At 67.5% G+C, this 24,120-nt stretch carries 20 protein-coding genes and 1 pseudogene; 8 read left to right on the forward strand and 13 right to left on the reverse strand.

Features of this window, described 5'->3' with window-relative positions; translation table 11 throughout:
* Positions 1-25: 25 nt before the first annotated feature.
* The gene (locus tag ACQHI0_RS24005; RefSeq protein WP_427904083.1) at positions 26-688 is read left to right on the forward strand and encodes a lysophospholipid acyltransferase family protein; all 663 of its coding nucleotides are present in this window, start codon (positions 26-28) and stop codon (positions 686-688) included.
* Between the two features lie 116 nt (positions 689-804).
* Positions 805-2,448, forward strand: coding sequence for a fatty acyl-AMP ligase (locus tag ACQHI0_RS24010; protein ID WP_427904084.1), 1,644 nt, complete (start codon positions 805-807; stop codon positions 2,446-2,448).
* A gap of 418 nt (positions 2,449-2,866) precedes the next feature.
* Here ACQHI0_RS24010 and pth read toward each other — a convergent pair whose 3' ends face one another.
* Positions 2,867-3,445 carry an aminoacyl-tRNA hydrolase gene (pth, locus tag ACQHI0_RS24015; RefSeq protein WP_266293272.1) on the reverse strand — a complete coding sequence of 193 codons (579 nt, stop codon included), beginning with the start codon at positions 3,443-3,445 and terminating at the stop codon, positions 2,867-2,869.
* Between the two features lie 21 nt (positions 3,446-3,466).
* Positions 3,467-4,078, reverse strand: coding sequence for a 50S ribosomal protein L25/general stress protein Ctc (locus tag ACQHI0_RS24020; protein ID WP_427904085.1), 612 nt, complete (start codon positions 4,076-4,078; stop codon positions 3,467-3,469).
* Between the two features lie 418 nt (positions 4,079-4,496).
* Between ACQHI0_RS24020 and ACQHI0_RS24025 the strand changes: the two genes are divergently transcribed.
* Positions 4,497-6,137 (forward strand): peptide chain release factor 3, encoded by a 1,641-nt coding sequence (locus ACQHI0_RS24025; protein WP_427904086.1) that lies wholly within the window; start codon positions 4,497-4,499, stop codon positions 6,135-6,137.
* 21 nt (positions 6,138-6,158) lie between these two features.
* Here ACQHI0_RS24025 and ACQHI0_RS24030 read toward each other — a convergent pair whose 3' ends face one another.
* Positions 6,159-6,725: a nuclear transport factor 2 family protein gene (locus ACQHI0_RS24030; RefSeq protein WP_427904087.1), complete on the reverse strand. Its 567-nt coding sequence runs from the start codon at positions 6,723-6,725 to the stop codon at positions 6,159-6,161.
* A gap of 241 nt (positions 6,726-6,966) precedes the next feature.
* Complete coding sequence (locus ACQHI0_RS24035; protein WP_427904088.1) at positions 6,967-7,839, reverse strand: Abi-alpha family protein; 873 nt, start codon at positions 7,837-7,839, stop codon at positions 6,967-6,969.
* Positions 7,840-8,242: 403 nt separating this feature from the next.
* Between ACQHI0_RS24035 and ACQHI0_RS24040 the strand changes: the two genes are divergently transcribed.
* Both ACQHI0_RS24040 and ACQHI0_RS24045 read left to right on the forward strand, forming a co-directional pair.
* Entirely contained in the window at positions 8,243-9,457 is a 1,215-nt protein-coding gene (locus ACQHI0_RS24040; RefSeq protein ID WP_427904089.1) for a hypothetical protein, read from the forward strand.
* Positions 9,448-10,284, forward strand: coding sequence for an Abi-alpha family protein (locus ACQHI0_RS24045; RefSeq protein ID WP_427904090.1), 837 nt, complete (start codon positions 9,448-9,450; stop codon positions 10,282-10,284). The genes ACQHI0_RS24040 and ACQHI0_RS24045 overlap by 10 nt, the downstream gene beginning before the upstream one ends.
* Here ACQHI0_RS24045 and ACQHI0_RS24050 read toward each other — a convergent pair.
* Positions 10,281-12,071, reverse strand: coding sequence for an ABC-F family ATP-binding cassette domain-containing protein (locus ACQHI0_RS24050; protein WP_427904091.1), 1,791 nt, complete (start codon positions 12,069-12,071; stop codon positions 10,281-10,283). The genes ACQHI0_RS24045 and ACQHI0_RS24050 overlap by 4 nt on opposite strands.
* A 188-nt stretch (positions 12,072-12,259) precedes the next feature.
* Positions 12,260-13,195 (reverse strand): 4-(cytidine 5'-diphospho)-2-C-methyl-D-erythritol kinase, encoded by a 936-nt coding sequence (locus ACQHI0_RS24055; RefSeq protein WP_427904092.1) that lies wholly within the window; start codon positions 13,193-13,195, stop codon positions 12,260-12,262.
* Positions 13,196-13,348: 153 nt separating this feature from the next.
* Here ACQHI0_RS24055 and ACQHI0_RS24060 point away from each other — a divergent pair, with 153 nt between their 5' ends.
* Entirely contained in the window at positions 13,349-13,555 is a 207-nt protein-coding gene (locus tag ACQHI0_RS24060) for a heavy-metal-associated domain-containing protein (RefSeq protein WP_358071300.1), read from the forward strand.
* Positions 13,556-13,888: 333 nt separating this feature from the next.
* Here the strand turns inward: ACQHI0_RS24060 and rsmA are convergent, their stop codons facing one another.
* The 5 genes and pseudogenes from rsmA to ACQHI0_RS24085 all read right to left on the reverse strand — a co-directional run bounded on the left by rsmA (position 13,889) and on the right by ACQHI0_RS24085 (position 19,449).
* A complete protein-coding gene (gene rsmA / locus ACQHI0_RS24065; protein ID WP_427904093.1) occupies positions 13,889-14,773 on the reverse strand; it encodes a 16S rRNA (adenine(1518)-N(6)/adenine(1519)-N(6))-dimethyltransferase RsmA in 885 nt (294 codons plus the stop codon).
* Between the two features lie 34 nt (positions 14,774-14,807).
* On the reverse strand, positions 14,808-15,962 hold the full coding sequence (locus tag ACQHI0_RS24070; protein ID WP_427904094.1) for a lipase family protein: 1,155 nt from the start codon (positions 15,960-15,962) through the stop codon (positions 14,808-14,810).
* Between the two features lie 121 nt (positions 15,963-16,083).
* Positions 16,084-17,123, reverse strand: a pseudogene (locus ACQHI0_RS24075) (alpha/beta fold hydrolase).
* A 192-nt stretch (positions 17,124-17,315) separates the two neighbouring features.
* Positions 17,316-18,443 carry a transglycosylase family protein gene (locus ACQHI0_RS24080; protein ID WP_427904095.1) on the reverse strand — a complete coding sequence of 376 codons (1,128 nt, stop codon included), beginning with the start codon at positions 18,441-18,443 and terminating at the stop codon, positions 17,316-17,318.
* Positions 18,444-18,615: 172 nt separating this feature from the next.
* A complete protein-coding gene (locus tag ACQHI0_RS24085) occupies positions 18,616-19,449 on the reverse strand; it encodes a TatD family hydrolase (protein ID WP_427904096.1) in 834 nt (277 codons plus the stop codon).
* Positions 19,450-19,471: 22 nt separating this feature from the next.
* Between ACQHI0_RS24085 and metG the strand changes: the two genes are divergently transcribed.
* Positions 19,472-21,040 (forward strand): methionine--tRNA ligase, encoded by a 1,569-nt coding sequence (gene metG / locus ACQHI0_RS24090; RefSeq protein ID WP_427904097.1) that lies wholly within the window; start codon positions 19,472-19,474, stop codon positions 21,038-21,040.
* Between the two features lie 96 nt (positions 21,041-21,136).
* Here metG and rsmI read toward each other — a convergent pair whose 3' ends face one another.
* The gene (rsmI, locus tag ACQHI0_RS24095; RefSeq protein ID WP_427904098.1) at positions 21,137-21,967 is read right to left on the reverse strand and encodes a 16S rRNA (cytidine(1402)-2'-O)-methyltransferase; all 831 of its coding nucleotides are present in this window, start codon (positions 21,965-21,967) and stop codon (positions 21,137-21,139) included.
* Positions 21,968-22,156: 189 nt separating this feature from the next.
* On the opposite strand from rsmI, the gene ACQHI0_RS24100 reads away from it, so the two are divergent.
* Positions 22,157-23,761 (forward strand): dolichyl-phosphate-mannose--protein mannosyltransferase, encoded by a 1,605-nt coding sequence (locus ACQHI0_RS24100; RefSeq protein ID WP_427904099.1) that lies wholly within the window; start codon positions 22,157-22,159, stop codon positions 23,759-23,761.
* Here ACQHI0_RS24100 and ACQHI0_RS24105 read toward each other — a convergent pair.
* Positions 23,758-24,117 (reverse strand): GntR family transcriptional regulator, encoded by a 360-nt coding sequence (locus tag ACQHI0_RS24105; RefSeq protein ID WP_427909277.1) that lies wholly within the window; start codon positions 24,115-24,117, stop codon positions 23,758-23,760. The two genes, ACQHI0_RS24100 and ACQHI0_RS24105, sit on opposite strands and share 4 nt — an antisense overlap.
* Positions 24,118-24,120 lie beyond the last annotated feature (3 nt).

The following is a 24,120-nucleotide window of genomic DNA, read 5'->3' on the forward strand; positions in this document are numbered from 1 at the left end:
AGACACTGTCTACGAAGGGTTGCCCATGTGGTATCTGCTGTGCAAATACGTCCTCATCGGCCCGGTGCTGCGCCTGCTCGGACGCCCACATGTCGAAGGACTCGAACACATTCCCCGCACCGGCCCGGTGATCATCGCGGCCAACCACCTGGCCGTCGTCGACTCGCTCTACCTGGCCCTGGTGATTCCACGGCCGCTCACCTTCCTCGCGAAACAGGAGTATTTCTCGGGCACCGGATTGCGGGGGCGGTGCAAGCGCTGGTTCTTTACCGCCGCGAACCAGGTGCCGGTGGACCGAACCGGCGGTGACGCGGCCACCGACGCGCTCGCCGCGGCCACCGGAATCCTCGATGGCGGCGGTGTCTGGGCAATTCACCCGGAGGGCACACGCTCACGGGATGGCAGGGTCTATCGTGGTCGCACCGGGGCGCTGCGCGTTGCCATGGCCACCGGGGCACCGGTGGTGCCCGTGGTCCTGGACGGTACCGATCGCATGAACCCTCGCGGTCGGAAACTGTTGCGTTTCACCAAGGTACGCATCACCGTCCACCCCCCGCGGCACTATCCCGCAGCAGATCATCATGCCCAGGTCAGAACGGCAACAGATCTGCTGATGCGGGAAATTGCCACGCTATCGGGTAGACCATACGTAGACCGCTACGCAGCTACCTTCGCTGTCGAGGGCTGATCAGCAGGGGTGCTGGAGTTGTCAGCCCGGGTTAACACGCGCGGGGCGGGGCGGGATTTCTGTTGGGAGTGCAAAGCACGGCCGTAACCGATCGTTGGCGTAAAGGGAGACCGACGTTGAGCAGGTTCACCGACGAAATGTTTGGCACAGCGTTGACCAGCTCGAAGGGGCTGGTCACCGGAGAGCCGGAGGCGCCACTGCGGCAGACCTGGGGGGACATTCACAGGCAGGCGCGGCGGATGGCGGGTGGTCTCGCGGCCGCCGGGATCGGGCACGGCGACGCTGTCGGCGTGCTGGCGGGTCTGCCCGTCGACATCGCGCCCGCCTGCCAGGGCATCTGGATGCGTGGCGCGTCGATCACGATGTTGCATCAGCCGACGCCGCGCACCGACCTCGAGGTCTGGGTGCGCGACACCGAAACGGTGCTGCGCATGATCGACGCGAAGGCCGTGGTCCTCGGCGCGCCGTTCGCGGCGGCCGAGCCCGTATTGCTGGAACGCGGAATCACTGTGGTGCGGATCGAGGACCTGCACACCGGCGCGGACGCCGACCCGGTGCCCACCACCGAGAGCGATATCGCGTTGCAGCAGTTGACCTCTGGGTCGACCGGATCGCCCAAGGCGGTGCGAATAACCCACGGCAACTTCTACGTCAACGCGTACGCGATGTTCAACCGGGTGAAATTCCAGACCGACGACGACGTGATGATCAGCTGGCTGCCGCTGTTCCACGACATGGGCATGGTCGGATTCCTCAGCGTGCCCATGCAATTCGGTGCCGAAGTGGTATGCGTGACGCCGCTGGACTTCCTGGCCAGGCCACTGCTGTGGGCCGAGCTGATCGACAAGTATCGCGGAACCGTGACCGCCGCACCCAATTTCGCGTATTCCCTGCTGGCGCGGCGGCTGCGTCAGGCCGAACCGGGCACCATGGATCTGTCCAGCGTGCGCTACATGTGGAACGGCGCCGAACCGGTCGACCCCGACACCATGATCGCCCTCGCGGCGGCCGGAAAACAGTTCGGGCTCAACCCGATGGCCCTCACGCCGGTGTACGGCATGGCCGAGACCACCCTGGCCGTATCGATTCCCGACCCCGGCCACGGACAGGTGCTCGACGTGATCGATGCCGACCTGCTCGAGGTTGTCGGCAAGGCGGTACCGATCGCCGAGGACGGTCACCACGGCACCCCGCGCAGGCTGCCGACGCTGGGGCACCTGGTCGACGACCTGGAGGGTCGCGTCGTCGACGCCGAACGTCAGCCGCTGCCGGTCCGCTCGGTCGGTGTCATCGAATTGCGCGGCCCCGCTGTCACTTCGGGCTACGTCACCGTCGACGGCTTCCGCCCCGCCCAGGACGCCGAAGGCTGGCTCGACACCGGCGATATCGGCTACTTCACCGAAGGTGGCCTGATGGTGGTGTGTGGGCGCATGAAGGACGTGATCATCATGGGCGGCCGCAACATCTACCCCACCGACATCGAACGAGCCGCCCTGCGCGTGCCCGGAGTCCGCCCCGGCAACGCGGTGGCGGTGCGCCTCGACGCGGGCGAGAAGCGCGAAAGCTTCGCGGTGGTAGTCGAAACCAACGACTACCAGAACCCTGACGAGGTGAAACGCATCGAGCGCGAGATCGTGCACGAGGTCTTCGCCGAAGTAGGTTCGCGCCCCCGCACCGTAGCCGTCCTAGGCCCAGGAGCCCTCCCGAAGACGTCATCGGGCAAACTCCGCCGCTCCGCCACGGCGGTGCACCTCCGGTAGCCCAACCCCAGACCCCCCATGACCGCACCCCCAGCCCCCACCCGCGACCCATAGGAAGCGGCGGCGCGAAGTTAGCCGGTCACGGCCGGCCGCCGGTTAGCCGCCGGGGCGTAGTCGACATAGCCCCACCCCAGATCCGCCATGACCGCACTCCCAGCCCCCACCCGCGACCCATAGGGAGCGGCGGCCACGAAGTGGCCGGTCGCGGCCGGGTCGCCGGTTAGCCGCCGGGGCGTACGCGACGAAGGAGCAAGCCCCGGTGGCTAACCGGCGGCCCCTCGGGGCCGCGACTCGAGCGCGCCAGCGCTCCAATAAACACAGCGTCAAACCTGCCTGGGACTACTCAAACCCCCGAGCCCTGCCACACAACCCGCCCCCGAGCCCTGCCACACAACCCGCCCCGGGACCACCAAACCCCCTAATGCAGATTGTTCTGAGCCGCTTCCAGCCCGACTTTCAAGAGCAACTCCACCGCATCAGCCGCCTGCTCCACAATCACCGGAACCTCTTTACGCTCCGGCGCGGCGAACGGCTTCAACACATAATCGGCCGGATCCTGCCGCCCAGGCGGACGTCCGATCCCGATCCGCGTCCGCAGGTACTCCTTCGTGGTCAACGCCTGCGAGATAGACCGCAGCCCGTTGTGCCCACCCTCGCCGCCGCCCTGCTTGAGCTTGAGCGTCCCGAACGGCAGATCCAGCTCGTCGTGGACCACGATCACCTGGTCCACCGGCACCGAGAAGAACTTCGCCAGCGCGGCGACCGGCCGACCGGACAGGTTCATGTAGGTGCGCGGCTTCGCGATGAGGATCTGACGGCCGTCCAGCCGCGCCTGCAGCAGGTCGGCGCCGGACTTCTTGTGCACGGCAAAACGGCCGCCGACGCGCTCGGCGAGCACATCGGCGACCAGGAAGCCCACATTGTGGCGGGTGCGCTCGTATTCGGGGCCGGGGTTACCCAGTCCGACTACGAGCGCGGGCCCGGAAGATTCGGTCACAGGCCGAACCGTAGCGCAGTATTACTCGGACTCGGGAGCGGTCTCCGCGGTCGCGGCCTCTTCGCCCTCTTCGTCCATCTTCGCGGCGGACGGCGCCTCGATGACGTTGACGATCAGCGCTTCCGGGTCACCGGCCAGGGTGACGCCCTCGGGCAGCGCGATGGCGCCGGCCAGGATCTGGGTGCCGGTGGCGACACCGTCGACCGAGACCTCGATGGTCTCGGGCAGGTTCATCGCGTCGGCCTCGATCGACAGGGTGTTGAGTTCCTGGGTGATCAGGGCGCCGGAGACGGCGTCGCCGACGACCACGACGTTGACGTCGGTGGTGACGCGCTCGCCACGCTTGACGATCAGCAGGTCGGCGTGCTCGATGTAGCGACGGATCGGGTGGACGACGACCGACTTGGTCATCGCCAGCTGCGGCTTGCCGTCGATCTGCAGGCTCAGGATGGCGTTGGTGCCGTGCAGACGCAGGATCGCGGCGAACGCCTTGGCGTTCAGCGACAGGTGCTGCGGCTCGGCGTGGTGGCCGTACAGCACGGCGGGCACGTTGCCGTCGCGACGGGTACGGCGAGCGGCACCCTTACCGAATTCGGTGCGAACGGCGGCTTCGATCAGATTGGCGTCGGACATACTGATGCGCTCCTACGGCTGGTCATGGGTGACCCAACTCCGGGGTCAAGGTCTACTCGTCGGACGAAAGAACGAACGAGGACGGCCCAAACAACTCAGCCGAGCCGCGTCGATCACGGTGTGCGCACCAAAACGGGCACTCACCCTCGCCGAGACAACCCGCCAACCATACCGCATCGACAATCGCACCCTGAAACCGCCATGTGACCGCACACCGACCCGCACATCCCGACCTCGAGGAGGGATCGCCGACGACGTCGGCGGTTCGCGCCCGTCCCGTCGATCAGGTGCCGTTGCGTAGGCGACGAAGGAGCAAGCAACGGTGCCTGATCGACGGGACCGCCGGGGGCGCGAACTCGAGCGCGCCAGCGCTCCAATACTGTAGATAGGTTGCCGCCCACTGCGAAAGGTCCGTCCGTTGACCGAGTCCGGAGAAGTCGTCGCCACCACCCCACGCGGGCTGCCCGCCGAGGTGGCCCGCCGGCGCACGTTCGCCGTGATCTCGCACCCCGACGCGGGTAAGTCGACGCTGACCGAAGCGCTCGCCCTGCACGCTCGGATGATCTCGGAAGCGGGCGCGATCCACGGTAAGGCCGGTCGCAAGTCGACCGTGTCGGACTGGATGGAGATGGAGAAGGCGCGCGGCATCTCGGTGAGCTCGACCGCGCTGCAGTTCAACTACCGGGCCGCCGGCTCCGATATCGACAATGTGATCAATCTGGTCGACACCCCCGGTCACTCCGATTTCTCCGAGGACACCTACCGCGTCCTCACCGCCGTCGACGCCGCGGTGATGTTGATCGACGCGGCCAAGGGCCTCGAACCGCAGACGCTGAAGCTGTTCCAGGTCTGTCGCCATCGGGGCATCCCGGTGATCACCGTGATCAACAAGTGGGACCGGCCGGGCCAGGCGCCGCTGGAATTGCTCGACGAGATCAGCGAGCGGATCGGCCTCACCCCCACTCCCCTGTTCCTTCCGGTCGGCATCGCCGGCGATTTCCGCGGTCTGCTGCGCCGCGGGCCCGAGGGCGAGGCGGCCGAGTACATCCACTTCACCCGCACCGCCGGTGGCGCGACCATCGCACCCGAGGAGTACCTCACCGCCGACGAAGCCGAGGCGCGCGAGGGCGAAGCGTGGACGACCGCGGCCGAGGAGAGCGAACTGCTCTCGGCGACCGGGCAGGACCACGATCAGGAAATGTTCCTGGCCGGCCAGACCTCGCCGGTCATCTACGCCTCGGCCATGCTGAATTTCGGTGTGCGCCAACTGCTCGAGACGCTGGTGGAACTGGCGCCCGCACCCGGTTCCCGCGAGGACGTGACGGGCAAGGAACGCACGACCGGTGACCCGTTCAGCGCCGTGGTGTTCAAGGTGCAGGCCGGAATGGATACCGCCCACCGCGACCGGCTGGCGTTCATGCGGATCGTGTCCGGTGAATTCGAGCGCGGCATGGTGGTGACCCACGCGCAGACCGGTCGCCCGTTCGCCACCAAGTACGCGCTGACCGTCTTCGGCCGCGAGCGCACCACCGTCGACACCGCCTACCCCGGCGATGTGGTCGGCCTGGTCAACGCCACCGCACTGGCGCCGGGGCACACGCTGTTCGTCGAGAAGAAGGTGGAGTACCCGCCGATTCCGAGCTTCGCCCCCGAACATTTCGCGACGTTGCGCGCGCAGAGCGCGGGCAAGTACAAGCAGTTCCGCAAGGCCATCGACCAGCTCGATTCCGAGGGCGTGGTGCAGGTGCTGCGCAACGACGCGCGCGGTGACGCCACGCCGGTGCTCGCCGCCGTCGGTCCGATGCAGTTCGAGGTGGTCACCGCTCGCATGCAGGGCGAGTTCAACGTCGAGACCCAGCTGGACTTTTTGCCCTTCACGCTGGCTCGGCGCACCGATGCGGAGTCGGCGCCCGAACTCGACCGCCAGCGCGGGGTCGAGGTGTTCACCCGCACCGACGGCGTGATCCTGGCACTGTTCAGCGACAAGTGGCGGCTGCAGTACATCGAGAAGGAACACCCGAAGCTCACGCTGGAACCGCTGGTCGCGACCGCGGATTAGGACTCAGGCTGTCTGGGTCGGCTACGCGGCCGGTCCCGGGTTGCGTTCCACCGGGGAGATATGGTTCTCCTGCGCGATCATGCCCCAGCGGCTCGCGGTGAGCCGCAGGCTGGGCAGATCACTGAGGGAGAGCACCACCTCATAGGTGCGCTCGTAGCCGGTGTGCGAGATGCGCCAGTGCCCGTCGTCGCAGCGGACGTAGCTGTCGGTGTAGAAAGCGGCGCCGCGCAGGCACATATTGTGTTCGGGGATGATCACCGTATCGGCCAGGTACCAGGTGCCGGAGGCGGTGTCGCCGTCGACATCGATCTCGGGATGGTCGCAGCGGTGCTCGGTGATCACGTGTGGTCCGAGGGTGTTGCGCAGGAAGGCAAGGAAGGCCTCGCGCGACTCGAACTGCAGGTATTCGCTGTAGGTGGCGGTGGCCTCGGGGACAAGGGTGTCGGCGAACTCGTCCCAGGACTTCGTATCGAGGCTGCGCAGGTAGCGGTACTTCAGCCTGCTGATCGCGATGAGGTCGTCGGGGTGATCCGGCGGCCGCTCGATCGGTGCGGGCTGTTCTTCGTCGTCCGACGGCTCTGACGCCATCCAAGCCTCCCCCGAGTTCGACCCAGGGACCAACGGCGCGTCCTCACCGGGCAGCAATGGCGCAGGACCTGTCCACACGGCCGCGACAGGTTCGTCGACGTGCACGTTCGGAGTTTCCGGACCCTGCTCCATCCCTCCACGATCCCACCAGAACCGGCTCGCCGCCCGTTCTGTATCAGATCGCTATCACTGCCGACACCGGAGTGTGACCTCCGGCGCCGGCAGGCCCGGGGTGTCTGGGCTACCCGATGGTGAAGCAGGTGCGGCAGAAATCCTCACCGAATTCCGAGAGGCGAAGGCTCTTGCGCACGATCTTGGGCGCGCGGCCCGCCTTCTTGAGCGCGTGCTCCACCACGGGCTGTACTTCCAGCACCATGTACCGGCTCAGCACCACCGGATCGTCGGAGGTGAGCGTGAGACCGAGGCGGTTGAGGTTGATCAGGTAGGACCGCGCGCGGTCCGGGTAGCGCACGCCCGCCTGTTCGGGGACCGAGGTCAGGTCGCCCTGCACCAGCTCGGAGCCGATGCCGAGCGGGCGGTTGGTGCGCACGTCGACCGAGGGCTGCGGACCGTTGAGGGCCATGAATCGAAGGATGCGGGCCTCGTCGGGCGCGACCTCGTCGAGGATGCGGTCGTAGGCCGGGTGCACGTCTTCGGTGAAGTACACATCCGCCGAACGGGCCAGCAGCGCGTCGCCGCGTCGGCGCAGGTCGTCGGTGGTGGCCGAGCGCAGGTACGGGCCGACGGTGATGGCCTGCTGGTTCGCCCCGTTCGGCGTCGGCACATAGCTGACGATCTCGCGCACCGACCCCTCGGTGACGCCGAGTGCGCTGCGCGCGATGGAGCGCAGGGCGTTGCCGGTGCGCTCGGCGATATCGGCGGAGGACTCGCCGTCCAGCGCCGCCTGCGCCAGTTCCTTGGTGACCTCATAGGTGGTGCCGACAGCCCACTGGCTGCCACGCACCGCGGTACCGGCGGCCAATCCGGCGGCGCGGAAAACGCCACGGATCAACCGTGCTTCATTACTGATCTGTCGCTGCTCGACATCCGAGCTGCGCTCGACGGCGCGGGTACCGGCACGGGCCAGGTCCTGTCCGGTCCTGTCGTCTGTCACGTCCTACTCCGAAGTCTCGCCATGTGAACAGTGCTGCCACTACCGCGCGTCCCCTCTGCACGATATTTGTGGCCTGTCACGAAAGGTGGTGATGGTCATTGTGTCCGACTCGCCAAGGGGAGTACGGCATTCGGGACAGGTTCTGTGACTGATGTCTCAGACACTACCCTGTGGCCTGACACACGACGAATGGACCCAGTTCCTCATCTCACAGTAGGGTCACCTCGCCGCGGGGGTGATAAATTTTGGTTCTCGGTGAGGCGGTGGTCACCGGGTATCGGCAGGAGGGCGTGTCGTGTTGGAGAGTGTGTTCGGGTTACACCCGACACTCCTGCTAGAAATTCTGACCATTCCTCTTTTCACAGGAATTATCGGTTACATAACCAACTGGTCCGGCATTCTCATGCTGTTCCAGCCGATCAAATTCCATGGATTCCGACTGCCCGGTCTGCGCGCGGTCTTTCCCTATCTGCCCAAGCGGATTCAGGTATTGCCGCTGCTCAGCTATGACGGCCGGATCGGCTGGCAGGGCATCGTGCCTTCGCGCGCCGACAAGATGGCCAGCATCGCGGTCGACAAGGGACTGTCCAAGCTGGGCAGTGTCGCCGACTTCTATCGCGAGCTCGACCCGGAGAAGCTGGCCGAACATCTGGCCGAGGTCGCCGATGCGCAGATCCGCGACATCGTCGAGGTGATCCTGCGCCGCGAACACCCGCAGCTCTGGTACAACCTGCCCGCCGGGGTCAGGGAGATGATCCATCAGCGGGTGCGCTCGCAATTGCCGGAGATCCTGCGCGACCTCACCATGGAACTCGGCGCCAATATCGACCAGCTGCTCGATGTGAAACAGATGGTGATCCGCTACTTCCAGGCACGCCCGCAATTGCTCAACCAGCTGTTCCAGGTGCTCGGCGCCAAGGAACTGCGCTTCATGCAGAACTTCGGCTTCTACTTCGGCGCACCCTGCGGGCTGCTGCTGGTTCTGGCGCTGCACACCACCGCGCTCTCGCCGCTGGTCGTGCTGCCCGTCGGCGGCATCATCATCGGGTGGGTGGTGAACTGGGTGGGGATCAACATGATCTTCGCGCCCGCCACGCCGAAGTGGTGGTGCCCGTGGCGGCAGGGTCTGCTGATCAAGCGTCAGCCCGAGATCACCGCCGGTTACGCGGCATTGGTGTCCACCGAGGTCGTCACGGTGGCCAATATCGGCGACGAACTGCTCAACGGACCGCGCTCCGACCGCACCCTGCAGATGCTGGAGGACACCCTGCGCCCGGCCGCCGACCGTGCGCTCGGGCCCGCGCGGCCCGCGGTGAAATTCATGCTCGGCAGCCGCGAATACGACACGCTACAAACAACTCTCACCGCGCAGGCGATGACGATCGCGCCGATGGCGTTCGCCGATCCCGCGTTCAATGTCCAACAGGGCAGGCAGGTGAACGAATATATCGCCCGGCAAATGTCCGCACTTTCGCCACATGACTTCGTGGACATGCTGCGCTCGGCGATCAAACAGGACGAATGGTTGCTTTTCGTCCATGGCGGCGCGCTGGGACTGCTCGCCGGATACGCTCACATCCTGGTCTTCGGAACAGGAGTAGCGACGACATGGATGTAGACGACGGGACCCCGTCCACCGACCTGGTGCGACGATCGGTACCGCCGCTCGACAAGCGTGGTGGCTTGCTGCCCGTCTCACCGGTGCGCACGGTGCGGGCGGCCACCGGCGTGGCCAGGGTGGCGCTCACCGCCGCCTCCGGGATGACGCTGTGGACCCTGGACACCGCGCTCGGGGTGACCGTTACGGTGCTGCGCGGCAGCATGGCGGGCAACCCGCCCAACGAGGTGCTCGCGGACGCGGAAACCGAAGTGCGCGACCGGCTTCGGCACGCGCTCGGCCTGCCCACAGGTCCCGAGCACCGCAGCGACGACGGCGCGCCGACCCTGCGCGAACAGGGCGCCGAACTGCTTCGCCTGTCCGCCAGCACCACCGCTGCCCAGCCCGACACCCATCCGGCCTATCCCGGCATCCTCGCCGAGATCACGCCCGACGAAGCCCGGATCCTGCGCTTCCTGCACGTCGACGGGCCGCAGCCGGCCATCGATGTGCGCACCGGGCGCCAGCGGGCATTCGGTGGCGAGCGGCTGATCAGCGGACTCACCATGCTGGGCGACCACGCGGGCCTGCGGTTCCCGAACCGGGTGCCGCAATACCTGCCCAACCTGCGCAGGCTCGGACTCATCGAGTCCACCCGCGAACCTGTCGGCAACCCGCACCGCTACCAGGTGATCGAGGCACAGGAGCAGGTGCGGGAAGCGTTGAAGCGCCCCGGTTTCGGCACGAAGGTGACCTACCGCAGTATCCTGCTCACCGAATTCGGCGCCGACTTCGTCCAGACATGTTTACCGGTAGTCATCAATGACGGACGCGAGACCGCGACCTAGCTCTCCCCGAGCTCGGCCAGTTCCATCCAGCGCTCTTCTGCCGCTTCCTTTTCGGCGACAACAGCCTTCAGCTCGGACCCGAGCTTGACCAGCTTGTCGGGATCCGTCGCGGCGTCGGCGAGGGCGGCGTGAAGCTTCTGTTCGCGCTCGTCGAGTTTGGCGATGCTGCGTTCGACCTTCGACAGTTCCTTGCGGGCGGCGCGGCGGTCGGACGAATCCGTCGAGGTACCACCGGTTTTCGCGGTGAGCGGCTTGGCGTTGCCCGCCATGGTGGCGCGCTTGGCGAGGTAGGAGTCGATGCCGCCGGGAAGGTTGGTGAGTTTGCCGTCGCCGAACAGGGCCCAGGTGGAGTCGCAGATGCGCTCGACCAGGTAGCGATCGTGGCTGATGACCACCAGCGTGCCTGCCCAGTTGTCGAGGAGATCCTCGAGCTGCTGCAGGGTGTCGATGTCGAGGTCGTTGGTCGGCTCGTCGAGCAGCAGGACGTTCGGTTCGGCCATCAGGATGCGGGTGAGCTGCAGGCGACGGCGTTCACCACCGGAGAGGTCGCCGACCGGAGTGCGCTGGCGGGCCGGGGTGAACCCGAGCCGTTCGGCGAGCTGACCGGCCGAGATCTCCTTGTCGCCGAGCATGATTCGCTGCGCGACCTGCTGCACGGCCTCGAGCACCCGCATATCGGTGGGCAGGTCGTCGAGCTCCTGGCGTAACCAGCCGATCTGCACGGTCTGGCCCTGGATCCGCTTGCCCTTGGCTGGCTCGGTCTCCCCGGCCAGCGCGCGCAGCAGGGTGGTCTTGCCCGACCCGTTGACGCCGACCAGGCCCACTCGCTCGCCCGGCGCGAGCCGCCAGGTGAGGTCGTCGACCAGGACGCGGCCGTCGGGGGTGGTGAGCGCGGCATCCTCTAGTTCGATCACCACGCGGCCAAGGCGCTTGCGCGCGAACGCGGCCAGCGAGACCGAGTCGCGCGGCGCGGGCACATCGGCGATCAGCGCCTCGGCGGCCTCGACGCGGTAGCGCGGCTTGGACGTGCGGGCCTTGGCGCCACGGCGCAGCCAGGCCAGTTCCTTGCGGGCCAGGTTCTGGCGGCGCGATTCGGAGGCGTCGGCCTGACGGGCACGCTCGGCGCGAGCGAAGATCCAGTCGCCGTAGCCGCCCTCGTAAACCTCCACCTTGCCGCCGACGACCTCCCAGGTCCGGTTGGCGACGGTGTCGAGGAACCAGCGATCGTGGGTGACGACGACGAGCGCGGTGCGCCGGGCGACCAGATGTTCGGCCAGCCACTGCACACCCTCGATGTCGAGGTGGTTGGTCGGCTCATCGAGAACCAGCAGGTCCAGATCGCGCACCAGGGCGGCCGCCAGTGCGACGCGACGGCGTTCACCACCGGAGAGGTTGGTGACGAGCGTGTCGAGGCCGAGATCGGCGATGCCGATGCCCTCGAGGATCGAGCGCACGCGCGAATCGGCGGCCCACTGGTGGTCGGCGATGTCGACGGTGGACAGGTCGTCGGACAGCCCCGCGAACACGATCGAACCGATGCTCGCGCCCGCTGGCAGCACGCCGCGCTGGGTGACCACGGCCATCCGCAGCCCACCCACCCGGCTCACCCGGCCATTGTCGGGCGGCTCCAGTCCGGTCAGGACCTCGAGCAGCGTGGTCTTACCGCCACCGTTGAGGCCGACCACCCCGATCCGTTCCCCCGCGTGAATTCCGAGGGAGACGTCATCCAGCAGCGGCTTGACACCGAAGCTCTTGGAGACCTGTTCCAGGTTGATCAGGTTGGGCATTGCCGCCTCTCCGCGACTCGAGGCCAGACATAGGTGCGGCGCGTCGGCGTCCGACGGGGGATTTGCTGGACCAGTTGGCCCGTACCCGGTGAGTTACCCATGTTCGTGCGAGATGTTGATTGCGATCATAGTGGACGCCGCCGGGTGGTCTGTCCGGCGGCGCTGCGGCCGGGCTCAGCTGGTGGTCGTCAGCGTTTGGACGGTGCCTCGCTGTCGAGCACACGCGCTCCCGACACCGGCCCGGTCGCGGTGCGCACGCTGCGGCACACGCCCGCGCCTGCCAGCTCCGCGGCGACACCGATCGCGGCCTCCTCGGATTCACAGAGGAAGGCGCAGGTGGGGCCGGAGCCCGAGACCAACCCGGCCAGGGCGCCCGCGCCGACGCCCGCGCGCAGGGTGCGGCGCAGTTCGGGTTTCAGTGAGAGGGCCGCGGCTTGGAGGTCGTTGCCAAGCAGCGGCGCGAGCGTGTGGGGGTCGCCCGCGGCCAGTGCCTGCATGAGTTTTTGGGGGTCACCGAGGCGCGGGGGCTCACCCTCGGCGCGGAGGCGGTCGAGTTCACGGAAGACCGAAGGGGTGGACAGCCCTTCCTTGGCCAGCGCGAGGACCCAGTGAAAAGTGTTGCGCGACAGCACCGGAAGTAGTCGTTCGCCGCGGCCGGTGCCCAGCGCCGTGCCGCCGTGCAGGGAGAACGGGACATCGCTGCCGAGTTCGGCGGCGATCGCGGACAGTTCGTCGCGGGTCAGGCCGAGGTCCCACAGCTCGTTGAGCCCGACCAGGGTCGCGGCCGCGTCGGCGCTACCGCCCGCCATGCCACCGGCCACGGGGATGCCCTTGGTGATGGCGATCTCGACCAGCGGGGCACGACCCGCCAGATGCGCGAGGCGGACCGCGGCCTTCCAGACCAGGTTGGCCCGATCGGTGGGCACCTCGGCGGCGCCCTCGCCGCTCACCCGCACGGCGAGCGAGGCCGACGGTGCCAAGCGGATGTCGTCGGCGAGGGACAATGCCTGGAAGACGGTGGTCAGATCGTGGTAGCCGTCCGGACGCAGATCACCGACTCCGAGATGCAGGTTCACCTTCGACGGAGCTCGCACGACGACCGGGCTGGGCACAACTGACAGCACGATTACCCAGCGTAATAGGTTCCACCGACGAGTACGCACGTCGAACGCCCACAGTTCGATCGACGGGTTGCGTCATATACCTATGGGGGGTATGTTCATTCGTGTCGGGGACATACCCCTGGACCGTATGATCGAAGAGCGAAGGAGCCAGCCATGGCCACCACCACCTACACCGTCACGGGGATGACCTGCGGACACTGCGTGAGCTCGGTCAAGCAGGAGATCGGCAAGATCGACGGCGTCACCAGCGTGGATGTCGACCTCGCGAGCGGTCTCGTTCGCGTCGACAGCGCGGGCGAGCTGGCCGATACCGACGTGGCCGCCGCGGTCGACGAAGCGGGCTACGCGCTGAGCGCCTGATCTCCTCGCCGATGACGCGAGACCGTTCCTGCTGGGTGAGACCTTCCGCCGCCTCGCCCAGCGGAGCGCGGTGCGGCTGACAGGCCGTTCACCAGCGGTTCATCCGCGTCGCGCAGGCCGACGAATCATCCACAACGTCATCCACATCCCTGACCGGGCGTGGTGAGACACGAATTTCCGGGTTCGACCGGGAGCGCCACGCGCGGATCATGATCAACTCCGAAGGCGGCGAAAACCGGTTGTCCACAATTGCTTTCACTCCATGTGCACAACCCGCCCGATGAACGGCCGGTGTACTGCGGGTTCCCCTGCCAGAACCCATGATTCGCCGAGCTAGGTCGTGGCCGCCAGGCGGACGAACGCCGCGGTCTCGAGCGTCTCGCCCCGTGCGGTCGGATCGATACCCGCGGCGATGAGCCGGCGCTCGGCCTCGGCGGGCGAGCCCGCCCAGCCGGACAACGCCGCCCGCAATGTCTTTCGCCGCTGCGCGAACGCGGCGTCGATCACCTCGAACACCCGGCGGCGATGCGCGTCGTCCATCGGCCACGGCGGTTCGGCGTAGCGATCGATCCGTACCAAGCCCGATTCCACGCGCGGCACCGGCCAGAACACCTGCGTCCCCACGTGCCCGGCCCGCCGGACCTTGCCGAAGAAACCGGCCTTGACACTCGGCACCCCGTAGACCCGATTGCCGGGTTCGGCGGCGAGCCGGTCGGCCACTTCGGCCTGGACCATCACCAGCGACACCATGATGCTCGGCAGGGTGGCGAGCAGGTGCAACAGCACGGGCACCGCCACGTTGTACGGCAGGTTCGCCACCAGCGCGGTGGGCACGGCGGGCAGCTGCTCGGGGCGCACCCGCAGCGCGTCGGCCTCGACCACGCGCAGATGCTCGACCAGACCGGGCGCGCGAGCGGCGACGGTTTCGGGCAGATAGTTGGCGAGCACGGGATCGATCTCGACGGCGACCACCTGGTCGACCACGTCGAGCAGCGCCAATGTCAGCGAGCCGAGGCCAGGGCCGACCTCGAGCACGGTGTCCCCCGCGCCCACGCCTGCCGCCGACACGATCCGACGCACCGTGTTGCCGTCGTGCACGAAGTTCTGCCCGAGCTGCTTGGTAGGCCGGACGCCGAAACGCTCGGCCAGGGTCCGCACCTCGGCGGGACCGAGCAATGCGGCACGGTTACCTCGGGCGGAATTATCTGGTTCGGACACTGCTAGAACCTACCAACCTCACCGATGGGGCAGCTCAGCGCTGTGTCGGGGCCGCGTTGACGCGCGCGAGGAACCCGTCGATGGCGGCGAGTTGCTCGGCCGAGACCGAGCCGTGCTGACCGGTGCCGGTGACCACCTGCTGGTCGACGCCGTTGGCCGCGAGCTGGGCGACCAGCGCCGCGTGCAGCGGGGAGGGCACGATCGTGTCGGTGATGTTCATCGTCAGCAGAATCGGGGCGTCGTAGCCGCTGGTCGGCAGCATCATGTAGGCGGCGAGCGCGTCCCGCAGCGGGGCGAGCGGGCGCGCCAGGAAATCGGCCGAGGTCACGCCCTTGGTGGCGGTGATGATCTCGTCCAGGCACTGGGTGCCCGCGTCGTCGACGAGCGCCTTGCCGCGTTCGGTCAGGTAGGAGTCCACGTCGAGTTCAGGGTGGGTGGCGCGCAGCCCGGCCAGGATGCTGACGATGAACGACGTGGTGCCCGAAAGGCCGGGCACCGACGGGACATCCGGCCCGAGGAACGGCACGATCTTCTCCACATCGGAGGCCGCGTCGATAGCGGCGGTGCCGCGGAAGTCCAGCTCAGGGGCATATTCAGCCTGCACATGTGCCGCACTCAGCGCGGCGTGGCCGCCCTGGGAGGTGCCCGCGGCGCTCCAGGTCCGCGACAGTTCGGGACTGGCGGCTCTGGCCGCGCGGACCAGGTCGATCGTCGCGGTCGCCTCGCTGCGCACCTCGAGGTAGGGGTGCGGGCCGGTGTCGAACCGGCCGAGACCGAGGTAGTCGGGGGTGACCACGGCGAAACCCTGGTCGACGAACCGTTTGATCAGCCGGTCCTCGGACGCGCGGTGCAGCGGCAGCGGCGCGAGTTCCGGGTCGGCCTGACCGCCGCAACCCGGGCCCGAGCCCGAGGTGCCGTGGGCGTAGGCCAGGATCGGCCAGCCACCGGCCGGAGCGTCACCTTCGGGCAGGAACATCGCACCGCTGGCCGGGCGCTGGACCCCGGCCGAGTCGGTCATCCAGTACTCGACCGACGAGCCCCTGGCGAGCCCGTGCCAGCCCGCGGGTTCGGCCTGCACCGAGATCAGCGAACCGGGAGTTCCGGCCAGCGCCGGGGTGAAGCCTGCGGCCGCGAAAGCACTCGCGGCCAGCGCGGCGACAACGGCCGCCCGCATCGGGTTTTTCAGCACAGTCCGGTCTCTCTACCAGGCGATCAAGATCTTGGACGAGTGTACAGATCCACCGGGCCCCTACCCCTGAATGACAGAGAATCCTCAGTCTTGGAGTCAGCGCTGCGGCGCGGCCGGGCGATCAGTGAACCTGACCGAGGAACTCGTCGATCGCCGACCACATGGCGGGGTTCAGGTCGCAGTGGCTGCCTGTCCCGACTACCGGCTTGTAGTTCACGCCGCCCGCGGTGAACTGCGCCGCCAGTGCCGCGTGCAGTGGCGAGGGCACCGTGCGGTCGGTGGCGTTGACCAGCAGCAGGATCGGGGCGTCGTATCCGCTCGTCGGCACCGTATGGTCCCGATCTCGTCGATGACCTGGCGGCCGAGCGGGCTGAGGTAACTGTCGACCTGTGCGTCCGGGCGGGCGGCGCGCAGTCCGGCCAGGATGCTGGACGAGAACCCCAGAATCCCGCCGCTGACCCGATCGGGATTACCCGGCCCGAGCAACGTCGCTACCTTCTCCACGTCCGATTCCGGGTCGATCGCGATGGTCCCGCGGAAGTCCAGCTCCGGCGCGTAGCTCGTCTGCCGGTGCGCGGTGCCGAGCGCGGCCTGCCCACCCTGCGACATTCCCGTCGCCACCCACACCGGTGACAGATCATCACGCACCGAATGCGCGGCCCGGAGCATGTCGATGGTGGCAGTGGCCTCGGTGTCGATCCCGAGATACGGATGCGGACCGGTATCGAACCTGCCGAGCCCCAGATAGTCCGGCGCGACAACGGCGAACCCCTTCGACACCAGGTGCCGAAGGAAAACATCCTGTCCCACTTGCGATTCCGGCCACGGCGCCCCCGCCGGATCCGATTGACCCCCACACCCCGCGCCCAACCCCGTGGTCCCGTGGTCATACGTGGCAACCGGCCAACCGCCCGCGGGCGCGACTCCGGTCGGCAGATACAGCGCACCGCTCGCAGGTTGTGACACACCACCGACGCCGCGCGTCCAGTAGTCGATGACCTGAGCGCCGGACATCCCGTGAAACCCGTCACCCTGCGGAACCACCGCGATGACCGTGCCCGGCGCCTCCGCGTGCGCCACCGTAATCGGCGCGCACACTCCGGCACCCGCCGACAGAACTATCGCGGCAACCACACGCCGCCAGGCCGAAACCCCACGCATCACAACCCCTGTCGACTCGTCACCGAGCCGAACCCGCCGCACGAGCACAGCAGACCCGGCGAAACGAGAGCACAGTACCGCCTCCCCGGATATTCAGCGTGTCGTCCGGGAGCTCGGCTGTTCGTTGTCGTCCGCGCGTTGGGTGTGCGTCAGATGGGAGGTGGCTGGGGAGTTACCCATGTTCTCGCGAGATCAGCTGATTCCCAAGCGCCCGGTGCAAGCAGGCCAGGCACCCCAACCCTGTCGCGCCCGAGTCACCTCGGCGATCGCGATCTGTTCTTCGCGGCTGGCCAGGTCGGCGCGGGGTGCGTACTTCAAGCCACCCTGGCGCTCCCAGGTGCTCTGGTCGAACTGGATGCCGCCGTAGTACCCGTTGCCCGTGTTGATAGCCCAGTTCCCCGTCGACTCACACTTCGCCAACGCATCCCATACCGCACCATCACGCACCGGCGGAACCTCGGTCCCCGGCTTGGCACCCTTACGAATCGTCTTGTTCTGCGCCGGCGTGATCACATTCGAATGCACCTGCACGCGTGAGGCTTCGACCCCGTTCACCATCTTCACCGCGAAGGTCGCCTCGTGCAGACCCGGCATGCCCGGATTCTCGACCACCGTGCGGCTCATGTTCATGGTCACGTCCTCGATCACCGTTTCGGTGGGATCGAGCGGCAGCGTCTCGGTGCGCTGTTCGGTGCGCTGGCGCGTGACGACCACCTGCATGCCCTCGGCGAGCGGCGTCGTGGCGGCGGGTTCGGTGAAGTCCTCGTCCTTCAACGGAACGCCTGCGGCCGTGAGGAATTCACCGATCGTCGCGGCGGCAAGGCGCACATCGACCGGGGCTGCGCCACCGTCGATCAGCGAGATATTGCGCGGGGTGTACACGCTCAGCGCCGCGCCCGCGAGGGGCAGCTTCTCGGCGCGGGACGGCAACACGTGGGTGTCGGACGGGATCTGCATCGCCACGAGCGCGTCGCCCGCGGTGGTGCCGGTGGTCCACACCTTGCGCTCGACACCGTCGACGGTGACCGTGATCTCGCGGCCCCGGTTGAAGGTGATGGTCGCACCGTCGCCGACCTTGGCGCTCGCGGCGGGGATCACCTCGTCGTGTTCGGCGATCTCGTAGCCCGCGTCGGCCAGGATGGCGCGCACATCGCGCGACATCGTCGAGAGCTCGGTCCGCTCGCCGTCGATGACGATCGCGACCGTTTTGTGGTTGACGATGGCCAGCGAGGCGCCGACGAGCAGAATCAGCAGCATGGCCGCCACTGCTGCGAACAGCAGCGGTGAACGTGACGAGTTGATCCGCGCAAAAGCTGACATGATTACAGGACGATAACGACGCGATGCGCGGTAGACAACACCAGGCCGTCCGATCAGCGGGATCGTAGATCACGATTCGATATAGACGGCGCTGGTAGATAACGGCGCGAGCGGGCGAATGTGAGCCGACTCACGTTTATCGTCCAGCCCCCTACCGACCAGACGAATCGGACTACCGAATCCGATACAGCCTGCGCGCGTTGGCGGTGGTGATCTCGGCCAGCGCCTGCGGATCCTGTTCGCGCACTTCGGCGAGCGCGCGCACGGTGTACGGCAGGCAGTACGGCTCGTTCGGCGCACCGCGATACGGCTGCGGCGTGAGATACGGCGCGTCGGTTTCCACCAGGATCTGGTCGTCCGGGACCAGCTTGGCGGCCTCGCGAAGTTCATGCGCGTTCTTGAAACTCACGGTGCCAGAGAAACTCAGCACATATCCCTCCGCCACGCACGCCTCGGCCATCGTGGGGCCCGAGGAGAAGCAGTGGAAGATCACCGTGTCCGGCGCGCCCTCGTCGAGCAGCACCGTGAGCAGGTCGTGGTCGGCTTCGCGGTTGTGGATCATCAGCGGTTTGCGCACGCGTTTGGCCAGGTCGATGTGCCAGCGGAAACCCTCGATCTGGGTTTCGATATCGGCGCAGCCGTCGAGCTTGCCGGGCCAGTAGTAGTCGAGGCCGGTCTCACCGACCGCGACCACGCGCGGGTCGGTGGCGAGGTGTTCGAGTTCGGCCTTGGCCTTGTCATCGAGGGCGTTGGCCCGGGTGGGGTGCAACGCGACGGCGGCGTACACCCGCGGATCCCACTGCGCCGCCTGCACAGCCCACTGCGCGGCCGCGAGATCGTCGGCGACGGTCACCACGTGCCCGACACCGGCCGAGGCGGCCCGGTCCACGATGGCCGCGGTGGACGCGGCATCGGTTGCGCCACAGGCATCGAGGTGTGTGTGCGCATCGATCAGCGGCGCGAGCGGCGGAGGTAGGGGCGGAGCCGGACGATTCGTGTTTGCCACCCGGATTACAGTAATGGGCATCATGAGTGCAGCCGAAGGCGCCGAGGCGCCCGCCTTCTACGTCACGACGGCCATCGCGTACCCGAACGGTGCGCCGCATATCGGCCACGCGTACGAGTACATCTCCACCGACGCGATCGCCCGCTTCAAGCGACTCGACGGATTCGACGTGTTCTTCATGACCGGCACCGACGAGCACGGTCAGAAGATGCAGCAGACCGCGGCCACCGAAGGCATCCCGGTGCAGGAGCTCGCGGCCCGCAACTCCGACGTCTTCGAGGCGATGGACAAGGCGCTCGACATCTCGTTCGACCGCTTCATCCGCACCACCGATGAGGACCACCAGGCCGCCTGCGTCGCCATCTGGGAGCGGATGCTCGCCAACGGCGACATCTACCTCGGCAACTACTCCGGCTGGTACTCGGTGCGCGACGAGGCCTTCTACAACGAGGACGAGACCACCCTCCTGCCCGACGGCACCCGCGAGTCCACCGAGACCAAGACCCCGGTCACCTGGACCGAGGAGTCGAACTACTTCTTCAAGCTCTCGGAGTACCAGGACAAACTCCTGGCCCTCTACGAGGAGCGGCCCGAGTTCATCGCGCCCTCGACCCGGCGCAACGAGATCGTCAGCTATGTCAAGGCCGGTCTGAAGGATCTGTCGATCTCGCGCACCACCTTCGACTGGGGCGTTCCGGTCCCCGGTGAGCCCGACCACGTGATGTACGTGTGGGTCGACGCGCTCACCAATTACCTGACGGGCGTCGGCTTTCCGACCACCGACTCCGCGTCGTTCGAGAAGTTCTGGCCGGCGAACCTGCACATCATCGGCAAGGACATCACCCGCTTCCACACGGTGTACTGGCCCGCGTTCCTGATGTCGGCCGGGATCGCTTTGCCGGACCGGGTTTTCGTGCACGGGTTCCTGTACAACAAGGGCGAGAAGATGTCGAAGTCGACGGGCAACGTCGTCGACCCGCTCGCGCTGGTGTCCACCTACGGCCTCGACCAGGTGCGCTTCTTCCTGCTGCGCGAGATCTCCTACGGCCAGGACGGCAGCTACAGCAACGACGCCATCGCGGGCCGCATCAACAGCGACCTGGCCAACGAGTTCGGCAACCTGGTCCAGCGCAGCCTGACCATGGTCAACAAGAACTGCGACGCCAAGTCCCCCACGCCCGGCGAATTCACCGACGACGACCGCGCCCTGCTCGACCGCGCCAACGGGCTCCTCGCCAAGTGCCGCACCGAGTTCGACGCCCAGCAGATGCACCTCGCCCTGGAAGCCATCTGGCTCACCCTCGGCGAAACCAATCGCTACTTCTCCGCCAACGCCCCCTGGGCGCTGCGCAAGTCGGGCACCGACGAAGACCTGGCCCGCATGGCGACGGTCCTCTACGTCACCCTCGAGGTAGTCCGCATCGTCGCCATCCTGGTCCAGCCGGTCATGCCCGGCTCGGCGGCCAAGATCCTGGATCTGCTCGCTCAAGAAGGCCGCGCCTTCGCCGACATCGCCACTCCCCTGGTCCCCGGTCTCGACCTGCCCGCGCCGGAACCGATCTTCCCGCGCTACATCGAGCCCAAGGAATAGTCGTCTGAGCGGGGTCGACGACCTCAGCTCACCGGGGTCACCGTCGTTCGCCAGGCAGGTCCGCGACCGACGGTGACCCATCGCAGCCGCTCGCGATCAGTCTTCGGCGGACCTGGCCGCCAAGACGGCGTCGTACAGTTCGCGGCGGGAAGCGCCGCGGCCCGCGGAGACTTCGGCGCAGGCGTCCTTGAGCCGCATCCCGCCCGCCACCAATGTCTCGACCTCGTCGACCAATTCGGCGGGCTCGGCCGAAACCGGTTGGGAGCCTTCGAGAACCACGGTGATCTCGCCACGGGCGCCGTCGGCGGACCAGGCGGCCAGTTCACCCAGGGTGCCGCGGACGACCTCCTCGTAGGTTTTGGTGAGTTCGCGGCAGATGGCGGCGCGACGGTCGGGCCCGAGGACCGCGACCGCGTCGGCCATGCAGTCGGCGAGGCGGTGCGGTGCCTCGAAGAAGACGATGGCGCGTTGTTCGGAGGCCAAGGTGCGCAGCCACTCCCGGCGCTGGCCACCCTTGCGTGGGGCGAACCCGTCGAAGCAGAAGCGTTCCACCGGGAGACCGGACAGGGCCAGCGCGGTGGTGACCGCGGAGGGCCCGGGTAGACAGGTGACCGGCAGGTCGCGTGCGACGGCGGCCGCGACAAGTCGATAACCGGGATCGCTCACCGACGGCATGCCTGCATCGGTCACCAGCAGGACCTGCAGGCCGCTCTCGATGTCGTCGAGCAGGGCGGGGATGCGGGCGGTTTCCACGTGATCGTAGAAGCTGACGACGCGGCCGGTGATCTCCACGCCGAGCGCCTTCGCGAGCGATTTCGTGCGACGGGTGTCCTCGGCGGCGACCACGTCGGCCGAACCGAGCGCGTCGCGCAGTCGCTGCGACGCGTCGCCGATATCGCCCATGGGGGTTGCCGCTAAGACCAACACAGTGTTGTCCCGCCTCTCCGGTATTTTGGCCGCAGGCGATCGTGTACGGCGAGCGGTGCGTGCGATGAGCAGATGGCGCCCGTACATTCTGTCAGGCGAGCGTGCCGCCGCTGTGCGCGCGTAGGTGGGGAAACGAGGGGGCGCGGTGTCGGGTCGGACTTCAGTGGGCGTACCGCCTACGATCGGGGCGTGATCCCGGTGACCGATGAGCGCGCGATGCCCCCGGCGCGCCCCGCGTCGGCGTCGGTGAGTCCCGCGCCGCTGCGCCCGGCCCCCGATTTCGGTCCGCTCGACACCGCGCGCGGCTGGGTGGTCACCGGTGTACTCACCCTCATCGCCGCGGTGACCCGGTTCGCCAACCTGAACTATCCGACCGACGCGCGCACTCCCGTCTTCGACGAAAAGCACTACGCCCCACAGGCCTGGCAGATGGTCACCGGCGGCGGTGTGGAGGACAACCCCGCCTACGGCCTGGTCGTGCACCCACCCGTCGGCAAACAGTTCATCGCCATCAGCGAGGCGATCTTCGGCTACAACGCGTGGGGCTGGCGCGGCACCGCGGCGCTGGCGGGCACGATCCTGGTGCTGCTGGTGGTGCGAATCGTGCGCCGGATGGCCCGGTCGACGCTGATCGGCGCGTTCGCGGGCGTGCTGCTCATCGCCGAGAGCCTGACCTTCGTCTCCTCCCGCATCGGCATGCTCGACATCTTCATGTCGCTGCTGGTCACCGCGGCTTTCGGCTGTCTGATAGTCGACCGCGACGAAGTCCGCGAGCGAATGGCTCGCGCCGATCTGGCGGGTCGGGTCCGCGTCTCGGACTGGGGGCCACGACTCGGCGTGCGCTGGTGGCGGTTCGGCGCGGGCGTGCTGCTCGGGCTGGCGTGCGGCACCAAATGGTCGGGCGTCTACTACATCATGTTCTTCGGCCTGCTCAGCGTGGCCTTCGACGTGAGCGCGCGACGCGCGTACGGGGTGCGCAGGCCCTGGCTCGGCACGATGGTGCGCGACGTGGGGCCGGCGCTGTACGCGCTGGTGGTGATTCCGCTGGTGGTGTACCTGTCCTCGTACTGGGCGTGGTTCGCCAGCGAGACCGGGGTGTTCCGGTACGCGGTCGGCAATCAGGTCGGCAGCGGCGGTGCGTTCGCCTTCGTGCCCGACGCGTTGCGTTCGCTCTGGTACTACCAGGGCGAAACCCTCGACTTCCATTCCAGCCTCACCAATTCGGCGGGCAACCACCATCCGTGGGAATCCAAGCCGTGGACCTGGCCGATGGGCCTGCGCCCGATGCTCTACTACTACGCGGACGGCACGGTCACCGGCTGCGGTGAAGCGCAGTGCGTGAAGGCCGTGATGGCCGTCGGCACACCAGCGCTGTGGTGGCTGGCACTGCCGCTGATCGGCTGGATGGTGTGGCGTTCGGTCGTGCGGAGCGACTGGCGCTACGCGGCGATCCTGGTGGGGTACGGCGCCGGGCTGCTGCCGTGGTTCCTGACGCTGGACCGGCAGATGTACTTCTTCTACGCGGTGGTGCTCGCGCCGTTCCTGGTGATGGGGATGGCGCTGGCCCTCGGTGACATTCTCGGCTCGGCGAGGCCGGCTGGAATACCGCGCAGCCCGACGGGCACCTATCTACCCACCCCGGTGAACGAGCGGTACGCGCTCGGATTGCTGATCGTCAGCATCTACCTTGGTTTGGTGATCGCGAACTTCGTCTGGCTGTGGCCGATCCTCACGGGTCATCCGATCACGCCACAGAACTGGCAGGACCATCTTTGGCTACCCAGCTGGCGCTAAATATTCAGTGCTCGATGGACCAGATCGACCGCGTCCGCGTCGGAGAGGCCGAGTCGCCGGGTGGTCGTGACGTAGTCGACGGCGGCGCGGCTGGCTATATCGCGGGTGGGGTCGCCGGAGGAGGCGATGAACGAGCCTTGGCGGCCGCGGGTTTCGAGGACGCCGTCGGCTTCCAGTTCGCGATAGGCGCGGGCGACGGTGTTGGGGGCGATGCCGAGGTCGGCGGCCAGCGCGCGGACCGTGGGGATCTTGGTGCCCGCGGTGAGCGTGCCCGCGCGGACCTGTTCGATCACGGCCATCCGTAGTTGCTCATAGGGCGGCTGGGTGGAATCGGTGGACAGCTCGACGTGGAACACGGT

Origin of the sequence: Nocardia sp. FBN12, assembly GCF_050320175.1 — a bacterium.
Taxonomy (GTDB): domain Bacteria; phylum Actinomycetota; class Actinomycetes; order Mycobacteriales; family Mycobacteriaceae; genus Nocardia.